Origin of the sequence: Pseudomonas sp. M1 (genome assembly GCF_022760135.1) — a bacterium.
Lineage (GTDB): Bacteria > Pseudomonadota > Gammaproteobacteria > Pseudomonadales > Pseudomonadaceae > Pseudomonas > Pseudomonas citronellolis.
In genome coordinates this window covers 300,867-325,889 of sequence record NZ_CP094343.1, presented here as the reverse complement: position 1 = coordinate 325,889, position 25,023 = coordinate 300,867, and the positions used below count along the sequence as shown (strand labels likewise).

Annotated in this window: 22 protein-coding genes; 10 read left to right on the top strand and 12 right to left on the bottom strand. The window is 68.6% G+C overall.

Annotated elements, in window-relative coordinates:
• Window positions 1-5 precede the first annotated feature (5 nt).
• The 5 genes from PM1_RS01455 to pip all read right to left on the bottom strand — a co-directional run bounded on the left by PM1_RS01455 (window position 6) and on the right by pip (window position 6,813).
• Window positions 6-803 carry a transporter substrate-binding domain-containing protein gene (locus tag PM1_RS01455; RefSeq protein WP_009613710.1) on the bottom strand — a complete coding sequence of 266 codons (798 nt, stop codon included), beginning with the start codon at window positions 801-803 and terminating at the stop codon, window positions 6-8.
• 236 nt (window positions 804-1,039) lie between these two features.
• The gene (gene mdoH, locus PM1_RS01450; protein WP_009613712.1) at window positions 1,040-3,625 is read right to left on the bottom strand and encodes a glucans biosynthesis glucosyltransferase MdoH; all 2,586 of its coding nucleotides are present in this window, start codon (window positions 3,623-3,625) and stop codon (window positions 1,040-1,042) included.
• A complete protein-coding gene (locus PM1_RS01445) occupies window positions 3,618-5,192 on the bottom strand; it encodes a glucan biosynthesis protein G (protein ID WP_009613713.1) in 1,575 nt (524 codons plus the stop codon). The genes mdoH and PM1_RS01445 overlap by 8 nt, the downstream gene beginning before the upstream one ends.
• Window positions 5,193-5,407: 215 nt before the next feature.
• Window positions 5,408-5,845, bottom strand: coding sequence for a D-aminoacyl-tRNA deacylase (gene dtd, locus PM1_RS01440; protein WP_009613714.1), 438 nt, complete (start codon window positions 5,843-5,845; stop codon window positions 5,408-5,410).
• Entirely contained in the window at window positions 5,842-6,813 is a 972-nt protein-coding gene (gene pip, locus PM1_RS01435) for a prolyl aminopeptidase (protein ID WP_009613715.1), read from the bottom strand. Before pip ends, dtd begins: the two co-directional genes overlap by 4 nt.
• Window positions 6,814-6,924: 111 nt before the next feature.
• Here pip and PM1_RS01430 point away from each other — a divergent pair, with 111 nt between their 5' ends.
• The 4 genes from PM1_RS01430 to PM1_RS01415 all read left to right on the top strand — a co-directional run bounded on the left by PM1_RS01430 (window position 6,925) and on the right by PM1_RS01415 (window position 8,860).
• Window positions 6,925-7,359: a hypothetical protein gene (locus PM1_RS01430; RefSeq protein ID WP_009613716.1), complete on the top strand. Its 435-nt coding sequence runs from the start codon at window positions 6,925-6,927 to the stop codon at window positions 7,357-7,359.
• Complete coding sequence (locus PM1_RS01425; protein ID WP_009613717.1) at window positions 7,356-7,829, top strand: NUDIX domain-containing protein; 474 nt, start codon at window positions 7,356-7,358, stop codon at window positions 7,827-7,829. Before PM1_RS01430 ends, PM1_RS01425 begins: the two co-directional genes overlap by 4 nt.
• Window positions 7,826-8,335 carry a M23 family metallopeptidase gene (locus PM1_RS01420; protein ID WP_009613719.1) on the top strand — a complete coding sequence of 170 codons (510 nt, stop codon included), beginning with the start codon at window positions 7,826-7,828 and terminating at the stop codon, window positions 8,333-8,335. The genes PM1_RS01425 and PM1_RS01420 overlap by 4 nt, the downstream gene beginning before the upstream one ends.
• Before the next feature lie 93 nt (window positions 8,336-8,428).
• Window positions 8,429-8,860: a hypothetical protein gene (locus PM1_RS01415; protein ID WP_009613720.1), complete on the top strand. Its 432-nt coding sequence runs from the start codon at window positions 8,429-8,431 to the stop codon at window positions 8,858-8,860.
• A 390-nt stretch (window positions 8,861-9,250) separates the two neighbouring features.
• Here the strand turns inward: PM1_RS01415 and hutG are convergent, their stop codons facing one another.
• The 7 genes from hutG to PM1_RS01380 form a co-directional block, all read right to left on the bottom strand.
• Window positions 9,251-10,054 carry an N-formylglutamate deformylase gene (gene hutG / locus PM1_RS01410; protein ID WP_009613721.1) on the bottom strand — a complete coding sequence of 268 codons (804 nt, stop codon included), beginning with the start codon at window positions 10,052-10,054 and terminating at the stop codon, window positions 9,251-9,253.
• On the bottom strand, window positions 10,047-11,255 hold the full coding sequence (gene hutI / locus PM1_RS01405; protein ID WP_009613722.1) for an imidazolonepropionase: 1,209 nt from the start codon (window positions 11,253-11,255) through the stop codon (window positions 10,047-10,049). Before hutI ends, hutG begins: the two co-directional genes overlap by 8 nt.
• 14 nt (window positions 11,256-11,269) lie before the next feature.
• Complete coding sequence (locus PM1_RS01400) at window positions 11,270-12,667, bottom strand: purine-cytosine permease family protein (protein ID WP_009613723.1); 1,398 nt, start codon at window positions 12,665-12,667, stop codon at window positions 11,270-11,272.
• Between the two features lie 103 nt (window positions 12,668-12,770).
• A complete protein-coding gene (locus PM1_RS01395) occupies window positions 12,771-13,916 on the bottom strand; it encodes an acyl-CoA dehydrogenase family protein (protein ID WP_009613724.1) in 1,146 nt (381 codons plus the stop codon).
• Entirely contained in the window at window positions 13,906-15,081 is a 1,176-nt protein-coding gene (locus PM1_RS01390) for a CaiB/BaiF CoA transferase family protein (protein ID WP_043300147.1), read from the bottom strand. The genes PM1_RS01395 and PM1_RS01390 overlap by 11 nt, the downstream gene beginning before the upstream one ends.
• 10 nt (window positions 15,082-15,091) lie before the next feature.
• Window positions 15,092-16,771, bottom strand: a complete 1,680-nt coding sequence (hutU, locus tag PM1_RS01385) for a urocanate hydratase (protein WP_009613727.1) — start codon at window positions 16,769-16,771, stop codon at window positions 15,092-15,094.
• A 369-nt stretch (window positions 16,772-17,140) separates the two neighbouring features.
• Window positions 17,141-18,109: an isopenicillin N synthase family dioxygenase gene (locus PM1_RS01380; RefSeq protein WP_009613728.1), complete on the bottom strand. Its 969-nt coding sequence runs from the start codon at window positions 18,107-18,109 to the stop codon at window positions 17,141-17,143.
• 422 nt (window positions 18,110-18,531) lie between these two features.
• On the opposite strand from PM1_RS01380, the gene hutH reads away from it, so the two are divergent.
• The 6 genes from hutH (at window position 18,532) to PM1_RS01350 (ending at window position 24,999) form a co-directional block, all read left to right on the top strand.
• Window positions 18,532-20,061 carry a histidine ammonia-lyase gene (hutH, locus tag PM1_RS01375; RefSeq protein WP_009613731.1) on the top strand — a complete coding sequence of 510 codons (1,530 nt, stop codon included), beginning with the start codon at window positions 18,532-18,534 and terminating at the stop codon, window positions 20,059-20,061.
• A 10-nt stretch (window positions 20,062-20,071) separates the two neighbouring features.
• The gene (locus tag PM1_RS01370; protein WP_009613733.1) at window positions 20,072-21,265 is read left to right on the top strand and encodes an alpha-hydroxy acid oxidase; all 1,194 of its coding nucleotides are present in this window, start codon (window positions 20,072-20,074) and stop codon (window positions 21,263-21,265) included.
• A 9-nt stretch (window positions 21,266-21,274) separates the two neighbouring features.
• The gene (locus tag PM1_RS01365; protein WP_009613735.1) at window positions 21,275-22,651 is read left to right on the top strand and encodes an FAD-binding oxidoreductase; all 1,377 of its coding nucleotides are present in this window, start codon (window positions 21,275-21,277) and stop codon (window positions 22,649-22,651) included.
• 102 nt (window positions 22,652-22,753) lie between these two features.
• On the top strand, window positions 22,754-23,587 hold the full coding sequence (locus tag PM1_RS01360) for a transporter substrate-binding domain-containing protein (protein WP_009613737.1): 834 nt from the start codon (window positions 22,754-22,756) through the stop codon (window positions 23,585-23,587).
• A gap of 81 nt (window positions 23,588-23,668) precedes the next feature.
• The gene (locus PM1_RS01355; RefSeq protein ID WP_009613739.1) at window positions 23,669-24,331 is read left to right on the top strand and encodes an amino acid ABC transporter permease; all 663 of its coding nucleotides are present in this window, start codon (window positions 23,669-23,671) and stop codon (window positions 24,329-24,331) included.
• Window positions 24,328-24,999 (top strand): amino acid ABC transporter permease, encoded by a 672-nt coding sequence (locus tag PM1_RS01350; RefSeq protein WP_009613741.1) that lies wholly within the window; start codon window positions 24,328-24,330, stop codon window positions 24,997-24,999. The genes PM1_RS01355 and PM1_RS01350 overlap by 4 nt, the downstream gene beginning before the upstream one ends.
• Window positions 25,000-25,023 lie beyond the last annotated feature (24 nt).

Here is a 25,023-nt window from a genome sequence, read left to right as displayed (position 1 = left end):
GCGGATTATTCCATGTCCTTCAGCCAGTCGGTGCTCTTGAACCACTTGTCGTGCAGACGATCGTAGGTCCCGTCCTCATGGATCTGCTTGAGGAAGTTGTTGATCCAGTTGATCGAGTCGTAGTCGCCCTTCTTCAGGCCGAAGGCCAGCGGTTCGTAGGTGAACGGCTGGTCGAGGAACACCAGCTTGCCGGCGCCGAACTTGCCGACCGCGACCACGTTGTAGGGCGAGTCGTAGATGAAGGCGTCGGCCTTGCCGTTGACCACGTCCATGACCGCCTCGGGCTCGTTGTCGAAGCCGTGGTACTGGGCCTTGGACAGCTGCTTCTTGGCGACGAACTCGCCGGTGGTGCCGATCTTCGAGGTGATGCGGTACTTGGCGTCGTTCAGGTCCTTGTAGGACTTGATGGTGCCTTCCAGCTCCTTGCGGATCAGCAGGGTCTGGCCGACCACGATGAAGGGATCGGAGAAGTTGACCCGCAGGTTGCGTTCCTGGGTCAGGGTCATGCCCGAGCCGATCATGTCGAACTTGTCGGTCAGCAGCGCCGGGATGATGCCGTCGTAGCTGGTGGAGACCAGCTCCAGCTTGACGCCCATGGCCTTGGCCATGGCCTTGAGCAGGTCGACCTCGAAGCCGACGATCTGGCCACGCTTGTTGGTCATCTCGAACGGCATGTAGGTCGGGTCCATGCCCACCCGCAGGCTGCCGCGCTTGACCGCGTCATCCACCGCGCCGGCCTGTGCCGCGCCCACGCCGGCCAGGGCGCAGACGCCCAGCAGCAGCGATGCCAGATACTTTTTCATTCCCCACACTCCCAGACAGTCGAAATTGAGTCGTGCGCACGTCGGCACGGCATCCAGTGGCGGTCTTTATGCCGCGCGAAGCCTCGCCGGGCGCTGAAGGGTGCGAATCCTACCCTCTGTCGCCGTCCGTCGGGAGTCTTTCTGGATCGATGGCGCAGGTTAGCAGCAGTAAAGCGCCGGGAAAACCGTTGCAAGGCGTTGCCACTCCCCGCCTGGTGACGGGGAGCGGCTCGCGGTCAGGACTGCGCGGCGGGCAGGCCCACGCCGGCGCCGGCAGGCGGCGCCAGCGGCAATGCCGGGCTGTGCGCGTCGGCCTGCACCGACTTGCGCCAGGGCTCCAGCCAGTTCTCGTGGCCGCCTTCCCACACCTGCAGGTGCAGGCGCGAGAGCGCCACCGGGTCGCTCAGCAGGGCCAGGCGGGCCTCGCCGGCGACGGCCTGCGGGCCGCCTTCCAGGGCCTGCTGCACGCGCCGCTGGCGCGCCGCCTCGATGGCCTCGGAGCGCGCGTGGCGCGCGGTGCCCATGGCGCAGGCCAGGGCGTTGAGCAGCGGATCGGAAACGCTGCGGACGAAGCCGTCCTTCAGCGCCTGCCAGCGGTTCTGGTAGGTGTACTCGTCGGTGGAACGCAGCTCGCGCGGGGTGTCGTATTCCTCGGGGATGAGGAACAGCTTCTCGTCGCGCGAGGCCAGGCCCAGGTTGACGCGGCTGGTGATCACCGACACCGGGATGGACAGCATCAGCGAACCGACGATGGGCGACAGCCACCACAAAAAGCGCGGGTTCAGCCACACCACCAGCAGCGCCCAGGCCAGGCCCAGCAGGGTCTGCATGCCGTGGCGGCGCAGCGCCTCGCTCCACGGCGTGGCGTCGTCGTCACGCTGCGGCGACTTCCACTGCGCTTCCCAGCCGAGGAACGCGGCCAGCACGAAGCGGGTGTGGAAGAGCATGCGCACCGGCGCCAGCAGCACCGAGAAGAGCATCTCCAGGAGCATGCTCAGGGTGACCTTGACCACGCCACCGAAGGCCTTGGCGCCCTTGGCCCAGATCAGCATGACGCTGAGCAGCTTGGGCAGGAACAGCAGGGTCAGGGTGGTGGAGAACAGCGCGATGGCCTTCTCCGGGTGCCACTGCGGCCAGATCGGGAACAGTTGGCGCGGCTCCAGGAAGTACTGCGGCTCCATCAGTTGGTGCACCGCCAGCAGCGCGGTGGACAGCACCAGGAAGAAGAACCACAGCGGCGCCGACAGGTAGGACATCACCCCGGTGAGGAACACCGCGCGGTGCACCGGGTGCATGCCCTTGACCAGGAACAGGCGGAAGTTCATCAGGTTGCCGTGGCACCAGCGGCGGTCGCGCTTGAGCTCGTCCAGCAGGTTCGGCGGCAATTCCTCGTAGCTGCCCTCCAGGTCGTAGGCGATCCACACGCCCCAGCCGGCGCGGCGCATCAGCGCGGCCTCGACGAAGTCGTGGGAGAGGATGGCCCCGGAGAACGAGCCCTTGCCCGGCAGCGGCGCCAGGGCGCAGTGCTCGATGAAGGGCTTCATGCGGATGATCGCGTTGTGGCCCCAGTAGTGCGACTCGCCCAGTTGCCAGAAGTGCAGGCCGGCGGTGAACAGCGGGCCGTACACGCGGGTGGCGAACTGCTGCATGCGCGCATAGAGGGTGTCCATGCCCGAGGCCTTGGGCGCGGTCTGGATGATCCCCGCCTCCGGGTTGGCTTCCATCAGCCGCACCAGCTTGGCCAGGCAGTCGCCGCTCATCACGCTGTCGGCGTCCATCACCACCATGTACTTGTACTGGCTGCCCCAGCGCCGGCAGAAGTCGTCGATGTTGCCGCTCTTGCGCTTCACCCGGCGACGGCGGCGGCGGTAGAACAGCTTGCCGAAGCCCTTGGTCTCCCGGCACAGCTCGATCCAGGCCTGTTCCTCGGCCACGGCGATGTCGGCCTGGTAGGTGTCGCTGAGGACGAAGAAGTCGAAGTGCTCCAGCTCGCCGCTAGCCGCCACCGACTCGAAGGTGGCGCGCAGGCCGGCGAAGACCCGCGGCACGTCCTCGTTGCAGATCGGCATGACGATGGCGGTGCGCGCGTCGGCCGCGATCGGCTCGTTACCGGCGCTGCTGCCGGAGATGCGGTAGCGGTCGCGGCCGCTGAGCAGCTCCCAGAAGCCCATCAGCGCGGTCCAGAAACCGGCCGAGACCCAGCAGAAGAGGATGGCGAAGAGCAGCAGCACGCCGAACTGGATCAGGTACGGCAGCACCTGCTGCAGGGTCTGCAGCCAGGTCTGGCGGTTGATCTCTTCCAGGTCGATCAGCGCCCAGCCCTGGTACGGCAGGATGCCCTTCATGTAGTAGGTGGCGATGCTGGTCTGGCCGAGCATCAGCAGCAGCAGGATCATCCGGCGCAGCGAGCCGACCCGCTGCCAGCGCGCCTTGGGCAGGTCGCGCACGGGCTTGGACGGGTTGCCGCGGCCGAGCAGGCGGCGCCAGCCGCGCACCAGCACGTTGGTCCGCCAGGGTTCGGGCAGCACCTTGGTGCGCTGGATCGGCGGCGCCGCCTTGAGGTAGGCGCGGCCGTTGTCGTCCAGGCCGAGCATGCCGGTTTCCTGCAGCTCCTGGCCGTAGCCGAGCAGCAGGCGCGGGCCGATGGAGCCCAGCGCCGCATCGTCGGTGACGACCGGCTCGGTGCCGGCCTCCTCCGCCAGGCGCTGGTGCAGGTCACTGAAGGAAGCGCTGCGCGCCAGGCGCTCGCGCCCTTCCGCGGTCAGCGGAAGGTGCTCGAGGTATTCGCCCAGCGGAGCCTTGTGGGTGGTCGTGTTATTCATCGGCAGGCAGCTGGTAGCTCCAGGTTTCGGACAGGGTCTGTCCATCTTTGACCAGGGCCGCACGCATTTCGGTCGGCTTCTTCGGATCCTTCACCTTGATCCGCAGGGTCAGGCGCCAGCCCTGGGTCACAGGGTTGTAGCGCAGGTTGTTTTCCTTGACCTCGGCGTTGTCGTCGGTGCTCACCTGGGTGGTCACCGCGGCGTCGGCCGGCAGGACCTTGAGGTTGGCGCCCTCGAAGTCCACCACCAGGGCGGTGCTGCCGTCGGGCTGGCGGATCAGGTTGGCCTGCTTGACGTCACCCACCGAGCGCAGGGTCTGCTTGACCTGGGCGACCTTCTGCGAATGCAGGGCGTCCTCGTCCATGGTCCAGTGCATGCGGTAGGCGTATTCCAGCGGCTGGCCGGCCTCCGGGCGCTTCTCCGGGTTGAAGAAGGCGACGATGTTGTCGTTGGTCTCGTCCGGGGTAGGGATCTCGACCAGCTCGACGCTGCCCTTGCCCCAGTCGCCGCGCGGCTCGATCCACAGGCTCGGGCGCAGGTCGTAGCGGTCGTCCAGGTCTTCGTAGCGGCTGAACTCGCGGCCGCGCTGGAGCAGGCCGAAGCCTTTCGGGTTCTCCACGGCGTAGCTGCTCACCGACAGGTGCTTGGGATTGTTCAGCGGGCGCCAGATCCACTCGTCGTTGCCGGCATGGATCTGCAGGCCGGTGGAGTCATGCAGCTCCGGACGGAAGTTGTGCTGCTCCGAGGGCTGGTTGGAGCCGAACAGGAACATGCTGGTCAGCGGCGCCAGGCCGAGCTTGGTGACCTTGTCGCGCAGGAACACCTTGGCCTGCACGTCGACCACGGTGTCCTTGCCGGGGCGCAGGACCAGGCGGTAGGCGCCGGTGGCGCGCGGCGAGTCGAGCAGGGCGTAGATCACCAGGTGCTTGTCCTGGGGCTTGGGCTTCTCGATCCAGAACTCGCGGAAGCGCGGGAACTCCTCGCCGGAGGGCAGCGCGGTGTCCAGCGCCAGGCCGCGGGCGGAGAGGCCGTAGACGTGGCCCTTGCCGACCACGCGGAAGTAGCTGGCGCCGAGGAAGGTGGCGATCTCGTCGAGCTTGTCGGCCTTGTTGATCGGGTAGAGCACGCGGAACCCGGCGTAGCCGAGGTCCTTGGTGGCATTGGCGTCGAACTGCAGCGTACCGAAGTCGAAACGCGCGGGATCGTACTTGATCTCCTTGACGCTGGTGGCCGTCACCTCGTTGATCTTCACCGGGGTGTCGAAGTGCATGCCCTGGTGATAGAAGCTGAGCTTGAACGGCTCCTTCTCGTCGGCCCAGTAGGCCTTGTCCATGCGGAAGCGGATCTGCTGGTAGTCGGCGAATTTCATCTCGCTGAATACCGACGGCAGGTTGCTGGTCGGCGCGCTGTACTTCTCGCTGGCCAGCTTCTTCGCCTCGCCGGCGACGTCATCGATGGTGAAAGCCCAGGCGTGAGAAGCGCCCAGGGCCAGGAAAGCGGAGCCGACCAGCATCAGGTCGCGCAGGAAATTACGGGAAGCGGTGTGTTGAACGGAACGAAAAATCACGAGTCCCCCTCGTCCGTGAACTTGAAAAAACCAAGGCCGACCCTGGCAATGCCAAAGTGCCGGCGATTGAATTCCGACCCCGGTGAGCCCGAATGATTCCCCGCGATTGCGAAGAACCCTTGCCCGGCCTTGTGGCCTGGGCTTCCGGGGAGCCATTGTTCTAGTCGCATGCGAGTTGCCATCATCCTGCGGCCCGATTACGGACTGCCGCCTGTTCACGCCTCCAGAAGAAAGGTCACCGGCCCGTCGTTGACCAGGTGGACCTGCATGTTGGCGCCGAACCGGCCGGTAGCGACCAGCGGATGACGGGCTCGTGCCTGATCCACGAGATGTTCGAACAACTCGGCGCCCCGGGCTGGCGGCGCCGCGCTGGAAAAGCTCGGCCGCAGGCCCTTGCGGGTGTCGGCGGCCAGGGTGAACTGCGAGACCAGCAGCAGGCCGCCGCCGACATCGCCCAGAGAAAGGTTCATCTTACCTTCAATATCGGCGAACACTCGATAGTTAAGCAGCTTGTGCAGCAGCCGCTGGGCGCTCGCCTCGTCGTCCTGGGGCTCCACGCCGACCAGCGCCAGCAGGCCCTGGTCGATGGCGCCGACGATTTCCCCGTCGACTTCCACCCGCGCGGCGCTCACCCGCTGGATCAGCCCCTTCATTCGGCCTCCGGGGGCAGGTTCAGCAGGCGCCGGCCGATTTCGTTGGTGGCGCGCACCAGGGCATCGGCGATGCCCGGCTCGCTGGCCGCGTGGCCGGCGTCGCGGACGATCTGCAATTCGCTGTTCGGCCAGGCCTTGTGCAGCGCCCAGGCGTTGTCCAGCGGGCAGACCACGTCGTAGCGGCCGTGCACGATGACGCCGGGCAGGTGGGCGATGCGGTGCATGTCGCGCAGCAGCTGGTCCGGTTCGAGGAAGGCGGCGTTGACGAAGTAGTGGTTCTCGATGCGGGCGATGGACAGCGCGCGGTGCGGATCGCTGAAGCGGTCGACCACCGCCGGGTTGGGCCGCAGCGTCGCGGTGCGCCCTTCCCAGGTGGACCAGGCGCGCGCGGCGTGCATCTGGGCGATCTGGTCGCTGCCCACCAGGCGCTTGCGGAAAGCCTGCATGAGGTCGCCGCGCTCGTCCGCCGGGATCGGCGCCAGGTAGTCCTCCCAGTAGTCGGGGAACAGCTGGCTTGCGCCCTCCTGGTAGAACCAGCGCAGATCCTGCGGGCGGCACAGGAAGATGCCGCGCAGGACCAGGGCGTGGACGCGCTCGGGGTGCGTCTGGGCGTAGGCCAGCGACAGCGTCGAGCCCCAGGAGCCGCCGAACAGCACCCACTTCTCGATGCCCAGGTGCTGGCGGATGCGCTCCATGTCGGCCACCAGGTGCCAGGTGGTGTTGTCGTCCAGGCTGGCGAAGGGCGTGGAGCGCCCGCAGCCGCGCTGGTCGAAGGTGACGATGCGGTACAGGTTGGGGTCGAAGAAGCGCCTGGACAGGGCGTCGCAACCGGCACCCGGGCCGCCGTGCACGAAAAGCACCGGCAGGCCGTCCGGTATGCCGCTTTCATCCACGTAGAGGACGTGCGGTTCATCGACGGCCAGCTGGTGCCGGGCGTAAGGCTTGATTTCCGGATACAAAAGCTGCATGGCGCACTCCTGAATCTTTACGTACGGTCCGTCCCTCGACCGGATACCATCCCTTGCGTGTCCGGCATGATACCTGTGCCCGCGCAAAACCGATAAAGGAGTTCACTCGGGATGCCGAGGAAGTTGTATCTTTGCCTGCTGTGCGTCATTTGTCTGCTGGGCGGGTGCAGCAGCGACTCCCCCCAGGACCAGTTGAACGACGCGGTGCGCCAGCTGCAGCGCAACCTCGACGAGCGCGCCACCAGCGCCGTGCTGGCGCAGCTGCACGAGGATTTCCGCGCCCAGGGCGAGTACGACCGCGACTGGGTGCGCCGGACCCTGGCGCAGGTGTTCGTCCAGCAGCCGCGGGTGCGCTTCATCACCCTGGGCCGCAGCAGCCGCGTCGACCGCAACTATGCCGACGTCGGCCATACCCGGGCGGAACTGGCACTGACCGGCGGCGACGACCTGCTGCCCGAGCGCAGGCGCAACCGCCCCTACAGCGTAAGCCTGGAATGGCGACGCGACGGTGACACCTGGAAGCTGGCGAGGCTCGACTGGCGATGAACCCACTGCAACACCGCATCCGCGCCGCCGGCCTGCTGGTCCGCGAGCAGAGCATCCTGCTGGTGCGCCACGAGGTCGACGGCGACGTCTACTGGATTCCCCCGGGCGGCGGCTTCGAGTCGCACAGCGACCGATCGACGCGCGACACCGTGAAGCGCGAATGCCGCGAGGAAACCGGGCTGGAAGTGGAGGTCGGGCCGCTGGTGTACGTCCGCGAGTTCGCCGAGCCGCTGGCCGGGCGCTTCCACATGGAGCTGTTCTACCGCGTCGACGCCTGGCGCGGCGACCTGAGCCTGGACAACCTGCGCGGCCTGGGCGGCGACGAGTTCGCCATCCACGAGGTGGCCTGGGTGCCGCGCGCCGACCTGACCGCCCTGCCCTCCTTCTATCCCGCCGAACTGCTCGACGACGTCTGGGAACGCCTGGCCGCGCCGGCGCCGCTGATCCGCCACCTGGGCCTGCAGGTATGAAACGCCGCTGGCTCCTGCTGCTCGCAGCGCTGCTGGTCCTGCCGATGCTATTGCCGGAACGCCCGGTCATCCCGGTGCAGGGCGCCAGCCAGCGCGACTGGAACCGCCGTTCGTTCTGGTACGAACCCTGGGGCATTTCCGGGGTGCACAAGGGCATCGACATCTTCGCCGACGCCGGTGCCCCGGCGCTGTCGCCGGTGCCGGGGCTGGTGCTGTACCGCGGCGAGATCGACCTGGGCGGCAAGGTGGTACTGATCCTCGGGCCGAAATGGCGCCTGCACTACCTGGCGCACCTGCAGGCCTGGAACGTGGCGCCGCTGCAGCCGGTGGGCCGCGGCCAGGTGGTCGGCGCGGTGGGCAGCTCGGGCAACGCCGCCGGCAAGCCGCCGCACCTGCACTACGCGGTGCTGTCGCTGCTGCCGCGGCCCTGGGCGGCCACCGACGAGACCCAGGGCTGGAAGAAGATGTTCTTCGTCGACCCCGGGCAGTTCCTCCTGGCGCGCTGAACGGCGAACTTTGGAAACACTCCCGGCGTGGCCGCGGGGCGCGCGTCTGCGCTACGGTGCCGGGCTCACCTTCATTCCGAAAAGGAGTTCGACATGCTGGCCAGGCCCCTCGCCCTGCCCCTGCTGCTGTGCCTCGCCCTGCTCGCCGGCTGCGGCAAGGACGACCCGCAAGCCGCCCTGGAAGCCGCCGTGCAGCAATTGCAGGCGAACATCGAAGCGAAGAAGACCGGCGCCGTGCTCGACCAGTTGGCCGACGACTTCCGCGCCCAGCAGGTCAACGACCGCGACTGGGCCCGGCGCACCATGGCGGTGCTGTTCCTCCGTCACCAGAAGATCGGCGTGCTCGCCCCGGCGAAGAACAGCTGGATCGACCCGGCGGTCTCGCGCCGCGGCTACACCGAGGCCAAGGTCGGCCTGACCGGCGCCGAGGGGCTGATCCCCGACAGCGCGCGCCTGTACGACGTGAAGCTGGAGTGGTGGCTGGAAGACGGCGAGTGGAAGCTGGCCCGGCTGGATTGGGAATGACCGCGCGCCCCGCGCCGAGGTGCTCTTCGTAGGAGCGGACCTTGTCCGCGATAGCCTGGCGTATCGGCGCGATTCGCGGATGAGATCCGCTCCTACGCTGCCCCACCCACAGCGTCCCCATGTAGGAGCGCGCCCTGCGCGCGAAATCGCGGGCAGGGCCCGCTCCTACAGGTTGTCGGGAAGCACGGTATTCCTCCCCCGTAGGAGCGGACCTTGTCCGCGATAGCCGAACATACCGGCGCGATTCGCGGATGAGATCCGCTCCTACGCTGCCCCACCCGCATCGTCCCCATGTAGGAGCGCGCCCTGCGCGCGAAATCGCGGGCAGGGCCCGCTCCTACGCCCATCCTACGAAAAGCATCTCGGCAAGCGCCGTGCGCGGGCGTTTCGTCAACGGCCGTAACGCTCGCGGCCCCAGGCCAGGAAGGTCTCCAGCATCTTGCGCAGCACCTCGGCGGTCGGGCCGGCCAGGTCTTCGCGGTAGGCGAAGGGCGCCTGTTCATCCATGTAGTTGCACTGCGCGAGCTCCAGTTGTACCGCGTGCACGTGCTGCCCGGGCTGGCCGTAGTGGCGGGTGATGTGGCCGCCCTTGAAGCGCCCGTTCAGTACGTGGCTGTAGCCCTCGGCTTCAGCGCACACCGCCTGCAGGCGCTCGGCGAGGTCCGCCGGGCAGCTGTTGCCGGAGTTGGTGCCGATGTTGAAGTCCGGCAGCTTGCCGTCGAACAGGTGCGGGATGTGCGAACGGATCGAATGCGCGTCCCACAGCAGCGCGTAGCCGAACTCGGCCTTCAGCCGCGCCAGTTCCTCGGCCAGGGTTTGGTGGTACGGCGTCCAGACTTCCGCCAGGTAGCGCGCGCGCTCCTCGGCCGAGGGCGCCTGGCCTGCGTGGAACAGCGGGCGGCCGTCGAACAGGGTGTCCGGATACAGGCCGGTGGTGGCCGTGCTGTACAGCGGCTTGTCGTCGGCCGGGCGATTCAAATCGATGACGTAGCGCGAGTAGTTCGCCGCCAGGGTGCTGGCGCCCAGTTCGCGGGCGAAGTCGTACAGACGCGGGATGTGCCAGTCGGTGTCGGCCAGTTCCTTCGCCTCGTCCACCAGGCCGGCTTCCACGGCCGGGGTCAGGCGCGTGCCGGGGTGCGGCATGCTCACCAGCAGCGGCACGCGGCCGCGGCTGAAGCTCAGTACGTTATCCACAGGAGACTTCCTCTGCGTGACGGATGATGCGCTTGGGCAGGTCGCCGCCGAGCCAGTAGGCCAGCTCGGCCGGGCGCTGGATGTCCCAGGCGACGAAGTCGGCGAGCTTGCCCGCCTCCAGGCTGCCGTGATCGGCTTCCAGGCCCAGGGCGCGGGCGGCGTGCAGGGTGACGCCGGCCAGCGCTTCTTCCGGGGTCAGGCGGAAGGCGGTGCAGCCCATGTTCAGCATCAGGCGCAGCGACAGCGCCGGCGAGGTGCCGGGGTTGAGGTCGCTGGCCAGGGCGATGGCCACGCCGTGCTTGCGCAGCGCGTCCATCGGCGGCAGCTGGGTTTCGCGCAGGACGAAGAAGGCGCCCGGCAGCAGCACCGCGACGGTGCCGGCCCTGGCCATGGCGATGGCGTCTTCCTCGGTCATGAATTCCAGGTGGTCGGCGGACAGCGCCTGGTAGCGCGCGGCCAGGCTGGAGCCATGCAGCGACGACAGCTGCTCGGCGTGCAGCTTCACCGGCAGCCCCAACGCCTTGGCGGCCTGGAACACCCGCTCGACCTGCGCCAGGGAGAACGCCAGGTGCTCGCAGAAGGCGTCCACCGCATCCACCAGCCCTTCCTGCGCCAGCGCCGGGAGGATTTCCGCGCAGATCAGCTCGATGTACTCGTCCGCACGCCCGGCGTATTCCGGCGGCAGGGCGTGGGCCGACAGGCAGGTGGCGCGCACCGTCACCGGCAGCACCTCGCCCAGGCGCCGCGCCACGCGCAGCATCTTGCGCTCGCTGGGCAGGTCCAGGCCGTAGCCGGACTTCACTTCCAGCACGGTCACGCCATCGGCCAGCAGCGGCCGCGCGCGCTTGATGGCGCTGGCCAGCAGTTCTTCCTCGCTGGCCTCGCGGGTGGCGCGCACGGTGCTGGCGATGCCGCCGCCGGCGGCGGCGATCTCCGCGTAGCTGGCGCCCTGCAGGCGCAGCTCGAATTCGGCGCTGCGGTCGCCACCGAACACCAGGTGGGTGTGGCAGTCGATCAGCCCCGGCGTCAGCCAGGCGCCACCCAGGTCATGGCTGCGCTGCACCTCGTGCAGCGGCAGTTCGGCATGGGGACCGATCCAGTGGATGCGCGCGCCCTCGGTGAGGATCGCCGCGTCCTCGATGATCGAGTACTTGCCGCCGGCCATGGTGGCGGCGTGGCAGTTGTGCCAGAGCTGTTTCATGCGATCCCCTCGTATCACGACCGTTCGGGCAGCACCATCTGCGTCGGCACATGGCGCACATCACCGCGTGCCAGGAAGTAGTAGACCATGGCCGGCAGCACCAGGCCGACCAGCCAGGAGATGTCCACGCCCCCCAGCTTCTCCACCATCGGGCCGCTGAAGAAGGCGGTATCGATGAACGGCATCTGCACCAGAACGCCGAAGACATAGACGCCGATGCCGGTCCAGTTCCAGCGCCCGTAGCGGCCATCCGGGTCGCCCAGGGCCGGAATGTCATAGCGCTCGCGGGTGATGCAGTAGTAGTCCACCAGGTTGATCGCGCTCCAGGGGGTGAAGAAGGCCAGGAGGAACAGCAGGAAGGACTTGAAGGCCGTCAGGAACGAATGCTGTCCGGCCAGCGCCAGGGCGGTGGACAGCCCGACGATGCCCAGCACGAACACCAGGCGCTGGACGCGGGAGATGCTCAGCTGCCCGCGGAAGCCACTGATGATGGTGGCGATGCACATGAAGCTGCCGTAGGCGTTGAGCGTGGAGATGGTCACCTTGCCCAGGGCCACGCTGAAGAACAGCGCCGAGGCCATCAGGCCGCTGGCGCCGAGGCCGACGATGTAGGCCACCGGCTGGCCGGAAAAGGCCTTGCCGGCCAGGGCGGCGGCGAACACGCCGAGGACCATGGAGGCCTGCGAGCCGAGCACCGAGCCGGCGCCGACGGCGAAGAAGGTCTTCAGCGACGAGGTGCCGCTGGGCAGGTAGCGCGAATAGTCGGCCACGTAGGGGCCGAAGGCGATCTGCCAGGACGCCGACAGCGACACCGCGAGCAGGAAGCTGCTCCAGGCGAAGTGGCGGTTGTCCAGCAGCGCGCCTATGTCGTTGGCCGACAGCAGGCGCACGAACAGGTAGACGAAGGCCAGCACCCCGATCACGCTGGCGACCTTGCCCAGTACATGGATGACGCGGTAGCCGCAGACGGTCAGCACCACGATGACCGCGGCGAAGATCAGGATGCCGGCGCTCTCGCTCACTCCCAGCAACGCGCTCACCGCCTGCCCGGCCAGCACTGCGCCGGTGGCGTTGAAGCCCACGTACATGACGCACACCAGCACCAGCGGGATGACCGCGCCGAGCACGCCGAACTGCACGCGGCTGGAGATCATCTGCGGCAGCCCCAGCTTGGGCCCCTGGGCACCGTGCAGGGCCATGACCGCGCCGCCGAAGACCTGACCGATGAACAGGCCGATCAGCGACCAGAACACATCGCCGCCCAGCACCACGGCCAGCGCCCCGGTGACGATGGCGGTGATCTGCAGGTTGCAGCCGAACCACAGGGTGAACTGGCTGAACAGGCGTCCGTGCCGCTCGCGCTCGGGGATGTAGTCGATGGAACGGGTTTCGATCAGGGACTTACCAGCCATGAAGCTCTCCTCGCTCGCGGTCGCTCGTGGCGGCCGCGCCATTGTTGTTATGCACAGCGATTCCCGATACGTCGCGGGCGGCGCGCCGCCCGCCAGCCCACCGTCACTGGCGGGCGTTCTCCAGCACGGCGCGGGAGATGATGATCTTCTGTACTTCCGAGGTGCCCTCGAAGATCCGCAGGATGCGCGCATCACGCACGAAGCGCTCCAGCGGCAGGTCGCGGATGTAGCCGTAGCCGCCATGCAGCTGCAGCGCGGCGTCGGTGATGTAGCCGCAGGCCTCGGCGGCGAACAGCTTGGCGGTGGCAGATTCCAGGCTGAAGCGCTGGCCGCTGTCGCGCCGCGCCGCGGCCTTCTGGGTCAGCAGGCGCGCGGCCTCGAATTGCGCGTGCATGTCGGCGATGCGCCATTGGGTTCCCTGGTAGGCCGACAGCGGCTTGGGACCGATCTGCCGTTCGTCCACCCACTTGAGCGCATATTCCATGGCCGCGCGGGCGATGCCCAGGGACATGGCGGCGACTTCCACGCGACCGCGGTCCAGCACTTCCATGGCGGTGCGGAAGCCCTGGTTCTCGGCGCCCAGCAGCGCCGAGTCCGGCAACCAGCAGTCCAGCGCCAGCTCGTAGATGGTGCTGCCGCGCAGGCCCATGGTCTTCTCCGGGCTGGAGAAGCTCACGCCCTCGGTGCCCTTGGGAACCATGAAGGCGCTGATGCCACGGGCGCCGGCCTCGGCGTCGGTCTTGGCATAGAGCACGATGAAATCGGCTTCGGCGGCGTTGGTGATGTAGTGCTTGCTGCCGCGAATGCGCCAGCCGCCCGCCTCGCGCACGGCGCGGGTGCGCATGTCCGCGGGGTTGGAGCCGGCGGCCGGCTCGGTGAGGCCGAAGGCGCCCAGCAACTCGCCGCTGGCGCAGCGCGGCAGCCATTCCTGGCGCTGCGCCTCGGTGCCGCCGATGAGGATGGAGTCGGTGGCCAGGAAATGCGCGGTCAGCGCCGAGGCGGTGGAAGCACAGGCCGCGGCCACCGCCTCGACCACCGCGCTCATGGCCAGGCTGCCGATGCCGAAGCCGCCGTACTGCTCGGGCAGGTTGATGCCCATGAAGCCCAGCTCGCCCAGGGCCCGCAGGCTGTCTGCGCAAAAGCTCTCGGTCTCGTCGTAGCGCTGCGCGTTGGCAGCCAGCACCTCGCGGCAGACGCGCTCGGCGGCGTCGACGATGGCCTGCTCGGTGGTGTCGATATCAAAGTTCATTCACAGCTCCCGCTTTTTCCTCGAGGCCGAACGCGGCGTTGCTTTCTCCCAGGCGCGGCGCACGACTCGTGACATGGGGCTTGCGCCCGTTGAAGAACACCGGCTGCGGCACCAGCGGCGGCAGGCCGTCGCCCGGCTGCAGCAGCAGTTGGCGCACCTGGGCCTGCTCGCTGCCGGTGGCCTCGGCGAGGTTCCACACCGGCGAGGCCGGCACCCCGGCGTCCAGCAGCAGGTCGCAGGCCTGCTCGACGCCGTGGCGACCGGTCCAGGCCTCGATCTCGGCGCGCAGGGCCTGCTCGTTCCGGGTGCGCGAGGGGTCGTCGGCGAAGCGCGGGTCGTCGGCCAGCTCAGCGCGTCCGATGCTTTCGCAGAAGCGCCCGAACAGCTTGTCGCTGGCCACCGCGATCACCACCAGGCCGTCGGCGGCGCGGTAGGTGTCGAAGGGCGTCGAAACGGGGTGGCGGTTGCCCACCAGGCCCGGCGCGCGGCCATGGGCGAACAGATTGGAAAGCCCGGTCATCTGCAGGCTGACCAGCACGTCGAACATGGCCACGTCGATGTACTGGGCGCCGGCGCCGCGCTCGCGGGCGAACAGCGCGCTGCTGATCGCCCAGGCCGCGTAGACGCCGGCGCACAGGTCGCCGAGGGCTTCGCCGCTGCGGGTCGGGCCGGTCTCGGCGAAACCGGTGACGCTCATCAGCCCGGACATCGCCTGGGCGACGATGTCGTAGGCCGGGCGCCGCGACAGCGGGCCGCTCTGGCCGAACCCGGAGATGCTGGCGTAGATCAGCTTCGGGTTCAGCGCCTTGAGGCTGTCGAAATCGATGCCCAGGCGCTGGGTGACCCCGGGGCGGAAGTTCTCCACCACCACGTCGGCCCCGGCCACCAGCTCGCGGAAGCGGGCCAGGTCGGCGGGCGCCTTGAAGTCCAGCTCGACGCTGCGCTTGCCGCGGTTTATCAGGCCGAAGTAGACGCTCTCGCCATCCTTGAACGGGCCAAGGTGGCGACTGTCGTCGCCATGCCCCGGCACCTCGAACTTGATCACCTCGGCGCCCAGGTCGGCGAGCATGGCGGTGCAGTGCGGCCCGGCCAGCACGCGGCTCAGGTCCAGCACCCGCACGCCCTGCAGAGGCCGCGCGGCGGGTATTTCAGTCACGCTGCTCATCATCGTCCGCTCACTTGCCGGTGATCATCGGCAGGTTCAGGCCCTGCTCTTTGGCGCAGTCGATGGCGATCTGGTAGCCGGCGTCGGCGTGGCGCATCACGCCGGTGCCCGGGTCGTTGGTCAGCACGCGGGCGATGCGCGCGGCGGCCTCGTCGGTGCCGTCGCAGACGATCACCATCCCCGAATGCTGGGAGAAGCCCATGCCCACGCCGCCGCCGTGGTGCAGCGAAACCCAGGTGGCGCCGCTGGCGGTGTTCAGCAGGGCGTTGAGCAGCGGCCAGTCGGACACGGCGTCGGAGCCGTCCTGCATCGCCTCGGTCTCGCGGTTCGGGCTGGCGACCGAGCCGGAGTCCAGGTGGTCGCGACCGATCACCACCGGCGCCTTCAGCTCGCCGCTGCGGACCATCTCGTTGAACGCCAGGCCGAGCTTGGCGCGCTGGCCCAGGCCGACCCAGCAGATGCGCGCCGGCAGGCCCTGGAAGCTGATGCGCTCCTTGGCCATGTCCAGCCAGCGGTGCAGGTGGGCGTCGTCGGGGATCAGCTCCTTGACCTTGGCGTCGGTCTTGTAGATGTCCTCGGCGTCGCCCGACAGCGCGGCCCAGCGGAACGGGCCGATGCCGCGGCAGAACAGCGGGCGGATGTAGGCCGGGACGAAGCCGGGGAAATCGAAGGCGTTGGCCACGCCCTCTTCCTTGGCCATCTGGCGGATGTTGTTGCCGTAGTCGAAGGTCGGCACGCCCTGCTTCTGGAAGTCGAGCATGGCTTGCACGTGCACGGCCATGGACTGCTTGGCGGCCTTGACCACGGCGGCCGGCTCGGTCTGCGCGCGATCGCGGTACTGCTCCCAGGTCCAGCCGGCCGGCAGGTAGCCGTTGAGCGGGTCGTGGGCGCTGGTCTGGTCGGTGACCATGTCCGGGCGCACGCCGCGGCGCACCAGTTCCGGGAGGATTTCGGCGGCGTTGCCCAGCAGGGCGATGGAGATGGCCTTGCCCTCGGCGGTGTACCTGGCGATGCGCGCCAGGGCGTCGTCGAGGTCCTTGGCCTGTTCGTCGACGTAGCGGCTGCGCAGGCGGAAGTCGATGCGGCTCTGCTGGCACTCGATGTTCAGCGAGCAGGCGCCGGCCAGGGTCGCGGCCAGCGGCTGGGCGCCGCCCATGCCGCCCAGGCCGGCGGTCAGCACCCAGCGGCCCTTGAGGTTGCCGGCGTAGTGCTGGCGGCCGGCTTCGACGAAGGTTTCGTAGGTGCCCTGGACGATGCCCTGGCTGCCGATGTAGATCCAGCTGCCGGCGGTCATCTGGCCGTACATGGCCAGGCCCTTGGCGTCCAGTTCGTTGAAGTGTTCCCAGGTGGCCCAGTGCGGCACCAGGTTGGAGTTGGCGATCAGCACTCGCGGGGCGTTGGCGTGGGTCTTGAACACGCCGACCGGCTTGCCGGACTGCACCAGCAGGGTCTCGTCGTCGTTCAGCTCTTTAAGGGTGGCGACGATTTTGTCGTAGCACTCCCAGTTGCGCGCGGCGCGGCCGATGCCGCCGTACACCACCAGTTCCTTGGGGTTCTCCGCGACTTCCGGGTCGAGGTTGTTCATCAGCATGCGCAGCGGGGCTTCGGTCAGCCAGCTCTTGGCGTTCAGCTGGGTGCCGCGCGGGGCGCGGATTTCGACGTCGCGGAATTTGTTGTTCGAGTTGCTCACGGGATGACTCCTGACTCGGTTGACTGACGGGCCGGCCTGACGGCGGGTTCGGTGTGCGGACGTCCAGGACGTCCGCACACATATAAACTTGTACATACAAGCATATGCATGAGAGAGGCCAACCTTGTCGAGCAGCTGTGATGAATTTCTCTGAAAGGGCTCTGGCCCGCGTCATTTCTGGCCTGCAGGCGGACCGTGGGCGGTGTGCGGGAGCGCTGGGATTGACGAGCGAAGTGTTACCCACAACGGAGCCGGTGACACTTTTTGAAGCACGACGCCCCGTTGCGGGGCATCGTCGGGTAACAACGCGGAGCGTCATCCGCCCTGGGCGACGGATGACCGGGAAAGGCTATCGACCGGCGGGGCTGCTCAGGCCTGCGCCTTTTTTCTGTAGGCCATGGATTCGTCGATGCGCCTGAGGATGTAGTCGCCGGCCTTCACCGGCGGGTAGAGGCTCTGCGCATCGCCGATGCCCAGGTCGCGCGGATCGACCAGCGCCTGGTAGTTGGGGTCGAAGAAGGTGGCGATGGAGTAGCGCTCGTGACCGGACTTGTTGATGACCCGGTGCAGCGTCGAACGGAAGCGGTCGTTGGACCAGCGCGCCAGCAGGTCGCCGACATTCACCACCAGGCTGCCGGCCAGGGGCGTGGCATCCACCCATCTCTGGCCGCCCAGCTCGCGTACCTGCAGGCCGCCGCTGTCGTCCTGGTACAACAGGGTGATGCAGCCGTAATCGGTATGCGGGGCCACGCCGAACAGGTCGGCCTCGGCCATGGGCGGGTGCGGCGGGTAGTAGATGGCCTGGGTCCGCTGCAGCGGCTTGTGGTACTTGCCGGCGAAGAAGTCTTCGTCGATCCCCAGGCTGACCGCCACGGCGCGCAGCAGGTCGGCGCCGGCCCGGCCGACCGCGGCGTAGTAAGCCTCCAGCGCGGCGCGCAGCCGCGGCAGGAACGCCGGCCACTGGTTGGGCCCGCGCAGGGCCTCGCCGGCCATCACGCAGGGGTCGTCTTCCGCCAGTTCCAGGCCGATGCTGAAGAACTCCTTCAGGTCCGGCTTCGTGGCCTGGTACATGGTCGCCCCGCCGATACGATGGAAGCCGCGATGACGCGCATTCACCGCCACCTGCGCCTTCACCTCCAAGGGCAGCGCGAAGAACTCCCGCGCCGCGCCCATGGCCTCGTCGATCACCTGCTGGGGCACACCATGGTTGACGATATAGAAGAAGCCAATCTCGGTGCAGGCGCGCTGGATCGCCTGCCCGGCACGCAGCAGGCTTACGGCGTCGCCCCCGGCCACGCCAGCCATGTCGACCACGGGAATGGAAAGGTTCTGACTCATGGGGACTCCTGGACGACGCCGGCGCATCCGGCAGCTAGGGTTATCGGAACGGGCGGGGCCCGCGGAATGCCGCCACGAGAAGCGGTATATACAGCTAAAGCACAGAATATGCCCAACACATGGCCTTCACCCCGACAGCCCGGAGACAAGGCTGGCGAACGACGCTATGGGCCCTCCAGGAGCCAATGAAGTCGGTGCGCTACGCGCCCTTCGGTTGTGCACTTAGCACACAGCGGCCCCACGCAGGTGCAACCTTAGGTGACACGAACGGCAGCCGGAAAACCGCAGAAGCGCCGGGAGATGCCTCTGCCACGCCGGGGTCGGGAAGATTGGCCCACGAATTGCCTGTCCTGTATATACAGGCAAACACGCCGATAGCATCCCGCCCGCGGCAGCCGCCGTACACGCTTCAGGAACAACCCATGTCCGATACAGTGCTCATCGCCCCAGGCCAACTCACCCTCGACCAATTGCGCCTGATCCACCAGCACCAGGCCGACATCGGTCTCGACCCCGCCTGCCAGGCCGACATCGAAGCCAGCACCCGCACGGTGGCCGCGATCATCGCCAGCCAGCGCACCGTCTACGGCATCAATACCGGCTTCGGCCTGCTGGCGCGCACGTCCATTCCCGGCGACCAGTTGGCCAGGCTGCAGCGCAACCTGATCCTCTCCCATTGCACCGGCACCGGCCCATTGCTGGACGATGCCACCGTCGGTTTGGTCATGGCGCTCAAGATCGCCTCCCTAGCCCGCGGCTTCTCCGGTGTGCGCAGGGAGGTGATAGACGGGCTGCTCAAGCTGTACCGCGCCCAGGTCTACCCGTGCATTCCCTCGCAGGGCTCGGTGGGCGCGTCCGGCGACCTGGCCCCGCTGGCGCACATGTCCTCGGCGCTGATCGGCGTCGGCCAGGTACGCCACCGGGGCCGCGTCATGGAGGCCGTGGAAGGCCTGGCAGTCGCCGGCCTGGAGCCGCTGGAACTGGGGCCCAAGGAAGGCCTGGCGCTGATCAACGGCACCCAGGTGTCCACCGCCCTGGCCCTGCGCGGGCTGTTCGCGGCGGAGAAGCTGTTCGTCTCGGCGGTGGTCGCCGGCAGCCTGACGGTGGAAGCGCTCAAGGGCTCCTACGTGCCCTTCGACGCGCGCATCCAGGCGGTCCGCGGCCAGCCCGGGCAGATCGACGTGGCGGCCTTCTACCGCGAGCTGCTGCACGACAGCCAGATCAACCAGTCGCACATCGACTGCAAGCGCGTGCAGGACCCCTACTCGCTGCGCTGCCAGCCCCAGGTGATGGGCGCCTGCCTCGACCACCTGCGCTTCGCCGCCGGAGTGTTCCTGCGCGAGGCCAACGCGGTGTCGGACAACCCGCTGGTGTTCAGCGCCGACGGCGACGTGCTCTCCGGCGGCAACTTCCACGCCGAGCCGGTGGCCATGGCCGCCGACGTGCTGGCCCTGGCCATCGCCGAGATCGGCGCCCTGTCGGAACGGCGCATCGCCCAACTGGTGGACCCGGCGCTGTCCGGCCTGCCGGCGTTCCTGGTCAGGGAAGGCGGGCTCAACTCCGGCTTCATGATCGCCCAGGTGACCTCGGCAGCCCTGGCCTCGGAGAACAAGACCCTGGCCCACCCGGCCTCGGTGGACAGCCTGCCGACCTCGGCCAACCAGGAAGACCACGTGTCCATGGCCACCTTCGCCGCGCGCCGCCTGCAGGACATGGCCGGCAACAGCTCGGCGGTGGTCGCCATCGAGCTGCTGGCCGCCGCCCAGGGCGTGGAATTCCACGCGCCGCTGCAAAGCTCGCCGCAGTTGCAGGAAGTGCTGAAGATGATCCGCGCCCAGGTCCCGGCCTACGACCAGGACCGCTACTTCGCCCCGGACATCGCCGCGGCGCGGGCCTGGGTCGAGGACGGCACCTTCGCTCGCTGGCTCGCCCCCGGCGCGCTGTACGCCTGAGCCGCCGCACATGCGCCGCTACCAGACCGGTCCCGACTTCCGCCGCGCACAGAGCATCGCCGAGCTGGCCGCCATGGCCCGCCGGCGCCTGCCGTATTTCGCCTGGGAGTACCTCGACGGCGGCGCGGAAGACGAGCTGACCCTGCGGCGCAACCGCCAGGCCTTTGCCGAACTCGGCCTGCTGCCGCGCACCCTGGTGCCCTGCGCGGCGCCCGACCTGCGCCACCCCCTGTTCGGCGGCGAATTGCCGCTGCCGCTGGGCATAGGCCCGAGCGGCTACAACGGCATGCTGTACCGCGACGCCGATCTGCACCTGGCCCGTGCCGCCGGCGAGCGCGGCCTGCCCTTCACGCTCAGCACGGTGGCCACCAACTCGCTGGAGGAAGTCGCCGCCGCGGCGCCCGGCACCGAACTGTGGTTCCAGCTCTACTGCCTGCGCGACCCCGGCATCCAGGACGACCTGCTGCAACGCGCCGAGGCCGCCGGTTGCCGCACCCTGCTGCTGACCGGCGACGCCGTGCTGCTGGGCAACCGGGAATGGGACAGGCGCAACTTCAGTCGTCCGCAGCACCTCACCTGGCGCAACCGCCTCGACGTGCTGCGCCACCCACGCTGGCTATTGCAGGTACTCTGGCCGCAGGGCATGCCGCAAATGGCCAACCTCGCGCCCTACCTGCCGGCGAACCGACGCAACGCCGCTGGCGCCGCGCACTTCATCGGCCAGCAGATGGATACCGCGCTGGACTGGAACGCCCTGGAACGCCTGCGCCAACGCTGGCCACACCGCCTGCTGCTCAAGGGCGTGCTGGACGCCGGCGACGCCCGGCGCTGTGCGGAACTGGGCCTCGATGGGGTGGTGGTCAGCAACCACGGCGGCCGCCAGCTCGACGGCGCGCCGGCCAGCGTCGACTGCCTGCCGGCCATCGCCGCGGCGGTCAAGGGCCGCCTGGCGATCCTGCTGGACAGCGGCATCCGCCGTGGCGCCGATATCCTCAAGGCCTGCGCCCTGGGGGCCGACGCCGTGCTGCTCGGCCGCGCCACCCTGTATGGCGTGGCCCTTGGCGGCAGCGCCGGCGCCGGTCACGCGCTGGACCTGTTGCACCAGGAACTGCGCCTGGCCCTGGCCTTGCTCGGACGCAGCCGCCTGGCCGAAGTCGACCCCACCTGCCTGCTGCGCGCCACGCCAGCCCCACTCCCCGCATAGGCAAGCCCCATGAGCGAGCTCGAACAGACCCTCCAGTTGCTGCGCCAGGCCCTTGGCGACAAGGCCGTGCTCACCGGCGCCGCGATCAATCCGCGCCACCACAGCGACTGGACCCGCCACGCCCCCGCCTGCCCCGCGGCGCTGCTGCTGCCACGCGACACCGGACAGGTCGCCGCGGCCCTGCGCATCTGCAACGAACGCGGCCAGGGCGTGGTGCCCCAGGGCGGCATGACCGGCCTGGCCGGCGGCGCCGTGCCGCGCCCCCAGGACATCGCCCTGTCGCTGGAGCGCCTGGAGGGTATCGAGGAACTCGACAGCGCCGCCTCGACCCTGACGGTACGTGCCGGCACCCGCCTGGAGACCATCCAGCAGGCCGCCACCGAGGCCGGCCTGCTGTTCCCGCTGGACCTGGGCGCGCGCGGCTCCTGCCAGATCGGCGGCAACATCGCCTGCAACGCCGGCGGCAACGCGGTGATCCGCTACGGCATGACCCGCGACCTGGTCCTGGGCCTGGAGGTGGTGCTGGCCGACGGGCGGGTGCTGAACCTGCTCAACAAGATGATCAAGAACAACACCGGCTACGACCTGAAACAGTGCTTCATCGGCTCCGAAGGCACCCTCGGGGTGATCACCCGCGCGGTGCTCAAGCTGGCGCCGCCGCCCGGCGAACAGACCACCAGCCTCTGCGCCCTGCCCGACTACGCCAGCGCCGTCGCCCTGCTGCGCCGCGTGCAGCGCGAGCTGGGCACGCCGCAGGCCTACGAGCTGATGTGGCAGGACTTCTACCGCCTCGGCGTGTCCTGGCTGGAAAACGCCGAGGCGCCGCTGGCCGACCACCATCCGCTGTATGCGCTGTTCGACACCAGCGCCGCCGGCCAGGCCCTGGAGCGCACGCTGCAGGGCGCCTTCGAAGCCGGCGAGGTGGTCGACGCGGTGATCGCCCGTTCCCACGCCCAGGCTCGCCAGCTGTGGAAAGTTCGCGAGGCCACCGGGGAATTCCCCAACCGCCTGCAACCGCTGAACTTCGACGTCAGCCTGCCGATCGGCCGCATCGGCGAGTTCGTCGAGCGCTGCCGCGAGCGCCTGCAGGCGCGCTGGCCGGGCAACCGCAGCTTGTATTTCGGCCACATCGGCGACAGCAACCTGCACCTCACCCTGGACTGCCGCGCGCTGCCGCAGCCGGCGCCGGTGCTGGAAGTGGAGGAGCTGGTCTATGCCGCGGTCGGCGAAATGGCCGGCTCGGTGTCCGCCGAACATGGCATCGGCCTGCTCAAGCGCGAATTCCTGCACCACTCGGTAAGCCCCGAGGCCCTGCAGGTGATGCGCCAGCTCAAGCAGGCCCTGGACCCCAGGGGCATCCTCAACCCCGGCAAGCTGCTGGGGTGAAACCGGCGCAGACCGGCCCATGCCCCTGTTGATTGGCACATTTGCTGCTGCTCTGCCGTTGCACAAGAACGACAACTGTCCGCCCAACGAAGGAGTTACCCGATGCGCTTCAACCCCGTGCTTGGCAAGACCCTCGCCGCCCTCGGCGCCGCCGCGATCCTCGCCCTGGCCCCGCAGGCCAACGCCGACCAGTTGGCCGACGTGAAGAAAGCCGGCGAACTGGTGGTGGGAACGGAAATGCAGTTCGCCCCCTTCGACTTCCTCGAGAACGGCAAGCAGCAGGGCCTGAACGCCGAACTGTTCAAGGCCCTGGGCGACGAACTGGGCGTGAAGGTGCGCTTCATCGACCTGCCCTGGCCGAGCGTGCTGCCCGGCCTGGAGGCGAAGAAGTTCGATGTGGTCGCCGGGCCCATCATCGTCACCAAGGCGCGCAAGGAGCGCTACCGCTTCGTCGACCCCATCGCCGAGGCCACGGTGTCGCTGCTCAGGAGCGCGCGCAACGACAAGATCGCCAAGCCCGAGGACATCGCCGGGCTCACCGTCGGCGCCGGCAAGGGTTCCGCGCAACTGGAGGAGCTGAAGACCTTCGCCGCGGCCCTGCCGCAGAAGGTAACCATCCGCGAATACGTGGACAACAACCAGGCCTATGCCGACCTCGCCGCCGGGCGCATCGCCGCGGTGGCCAACTCGCTGCCGAACATCTCCTACGTCGCCGCCCAGCGCCCGCAGGTATTCGCCGTGGTGCAGCCACCGTTCGGCAAGAAGTCCTACTTCGCCTACCTGGGCCGCAAGGACGACGACGCCGCCAGCCTGATCCAGGCCCTCGACCAGGCCCTGGCCAAGCTGCACGCCGACGGCCGCCTGGCCGCGCTGCAGAAGAAGTGGCTGGGCGCGGCCATGCAGACCCCGCAGGGTGACTTCGAGCCCACCTGGTAACCCCGGGCGGCGGCGCGCCCGGCCGGGGCGCGCCGCCCGTCTTCCGCCTTGCGATGCGCCAAGCGGCGCAGGAGACCGGCAATGATCTTCGATTGGCCCACCCTGCTGCAGAGCCTGCCGCTGATGGCCGCGAGCCTGCTGACCACCCTCGGGGTCTCCCTCGCGGGCCTGGGCATCGGCTTCGTCATCGGCATCGGCGTCTGCACCCTGCGCCTGTCGCCACGTCCGCTGCTGCGCCGCCTCGGCGGCGCCTACATCTTCGTGTTCCGCGGCGTGCCCCTGCTGGTGCAGCTGCTGTTCATCTACTACTTCCTGCCGCGCATCGGCCTGCCCAACGTCTCGCCCCTGGTGGCGGCGGTGATCGGCCTGGCCCTGGCCGCCGGCGCCTACATCGCCGAGATCTTCCGCGGCGGCTTCCTCGCCATTCCCGGCGGCCAGCTGGAGGCGGCGCACCTGCTGGGGATATCGGCCTGGCAGATCCTGCTGCGGATCAAGGTGCCGCAAGCGGTGCGCCTGACCCTGCCGGCCCTGCTCAACGAAATGATCCTGCTGATCAAGGCGTCCTCGCTGGTCTCGGTGGTCGGCCTCGCCGACCTGACGCGCACCGCACAGAACCTGGCGGCGAGCAACTACCTGTTCCTGCAGACCTACCTGGTGCTGGCCGCCTTCTACTGCCTGATCAATATCCCCCTGGCGTTCTGCGGCGGCCTGCTCGAACGGCGGCTGCAAAGGGGGCTGGCATGACCTTCGAGCCGAGCATCATCACCAGCCGCCTGGGCGAGATCGGCGATGGCCTGCTGGTGACCTTCCAGACCTGGAGCGCCGGTGTCGCCCTGGGCCTGCTGCTGGGCCTGCTGATCGCCATCCTGCAGCTGTTCGGCGGGCCCTGGCTGCGCGCGCCGCTGCGTGCCTTCATCGAACTGATCCGCGCCACGCCCTTCCTCGTCCAGCTGTTCCTGCTGTACTACGGCGGGCCGTCCTTCGGCCTCGACCTGCAACCGATCAGCGCCGGCATCCTCGGCCTGGGCGTGTACGGCAGCGTGTATTTCGCCGAGATCTTCCGCGCCGGCTTCCAGTCGGTGCCGCCGGGCCAGCTGGAGGCCGCCGAGTGCCTGGGTATCGGCCGCTGGCAGTGCATCCTGCGCATCCAACTGCCGCAGATGCTGGTGATCATCCTGCCGGCGCTGGTCAACCTGGTCACCATCCTGTGCAAGGAAACCGCGGTGCTGTCGATCATCACCATCCCGGAACTGACCATGGTGCTGACCGGCATCGGCTCGGAGACCTTCGCCTTCGTCGAGACACTGCTGGTGCTGTGCATCGGCTATCTCGTGCTCATCGAACTCTGCTCGCGCCTGGGCCTGGCCCTGGAAGCGCGCGTCGGGCGCTTCCTGCAGCGCCAGGAGGCCTGACATGAACACCCCGGTACGCCCATA

Coding starts and splice junctions, on each gene's coding strand:
- PM1_RS01350 (WP_009613741.1), top strand. CDS start 24,328: ATGACCTTCGAGCCGAGCATCATCACCAGCCGCCTGGGCGAGATCGGC.
- PM1_RS01360 (WP_009613737.1), top strand. CDS start 22,754: ATGCGCTTCAACCCCGTGCTTGGCAAGACCCTCGCCGCCCTCGGCGCC.
- PM1_RS01355 (WP_009613739.1), top strand. CDS start 23,669: ATGATCTTCGATTGGCCCACCCTGCTGCAGAGCCTGCCGCTGATGGCC.
- PM1_RS01430 (WP_009613716.1), top strand. CDS start 6,925: ATGCCGAGGAAGTTGTATCTTTGCCTGCTGTGCGTCATTTGTCTGCTG.
- PM1_RS01380 (WP_009613728.1), bottom strand. CDS start 18,109: ATGAGTCAGAACCTTTCCATTCCCGTGGTCGACATGGCTGGCGTGGCC.
- PM1_RS01415 (WP_009613720.1), top strand. CDS start 8,429: ATGCTGGCCAGGCCCCTCGCCCTGCCCCTGCTGCTGTGCCTCGCCCTG.
- PM1_RS01420 (WP_009613719.1), top strand. CDS start 7,826: ATGAAACGCCGCTGGCTCCTGCTGCTCGCAGCGCTGCTGGTCCTGCCG.
- pip (WP_009613715.1), bottom strand. CDS start 6,813: ATGCAGCTTTTGTATCCGGAAATCAAGCCTTACGCCCGGCACCAGCTG.
- PM1_RS01395 (WP_009613724.1), bottom strand. CDS start 13,916: ATGAACTTTGATATCGACACCACCGAGCAGGCCATCGTCGACGCCGCC.
- hutI (WP_009613722.1), bottom strand. CDS start 11,255: ATGAAACAGCTCTGGCACAACTGCCACGCCGCCACCATGGCCGGCGGC.
- PM1_RS01400 (WP_009613723.1), bottom strand. CDS start 12,667: ATGGCTGGTAAGTCCCTGATCGAAACCCGTTCCATCGACTACATCCCC.
- hutH (WP_009613731.1), top strand. CDS start 18,532: ATGTCCGATACAGTGCTCATCGCCCCAGGCCAACTCACCCTCGACCAA.
- mdoH (WP_009613712.1), bottom strand. CDS start 3,625: ATGAATAACACGACCACCCACAAGGCTCCGCTGGGCGAATACCTCGAG.
- PM1_RS01425 (WP_009613717.1), top strand. CDS start 7,356: ATGAACCCACTGCAACACCGCATCCGCGCCGCCGGCCTGCTGGTCCGC.
- PM1_RS01455 (WP_009613710.1), bottom strand. CDS start 803: ATGAAAAAGTATCTGGCATCGCTGCTGCTGGGCGTCTGCGCCCTGGCC.
- PM1_RS01365 (WP_009613735.1), top strand. CDS start 21,275: ATGAGCGAGCTCGAACAGACCCTCCAGTTGCTGCGCCAGGCCCTTGGC.
- PM1_RS01390 (WP_043300147.1), bottom strand. CDS start 15,081: ATGAGCAGCGTGACTGAAATACCCGCCGCGCGGCCTCTGCAGGGCGTG.
- PM1_RS01370 (WP_009613733.1), top strand. CDS start 20,072: ATGCGCCGCTACCAGACCGGTCCCGACTTCCGCCGCGCACAGAGCATC.
- dtd (WP_009613714.1), bottom strand. CDS start 5,845: ATGAAGGGGCTGATCCAGCGGGTGAGCGCCGCGCGGGTGGAAGTCGAC.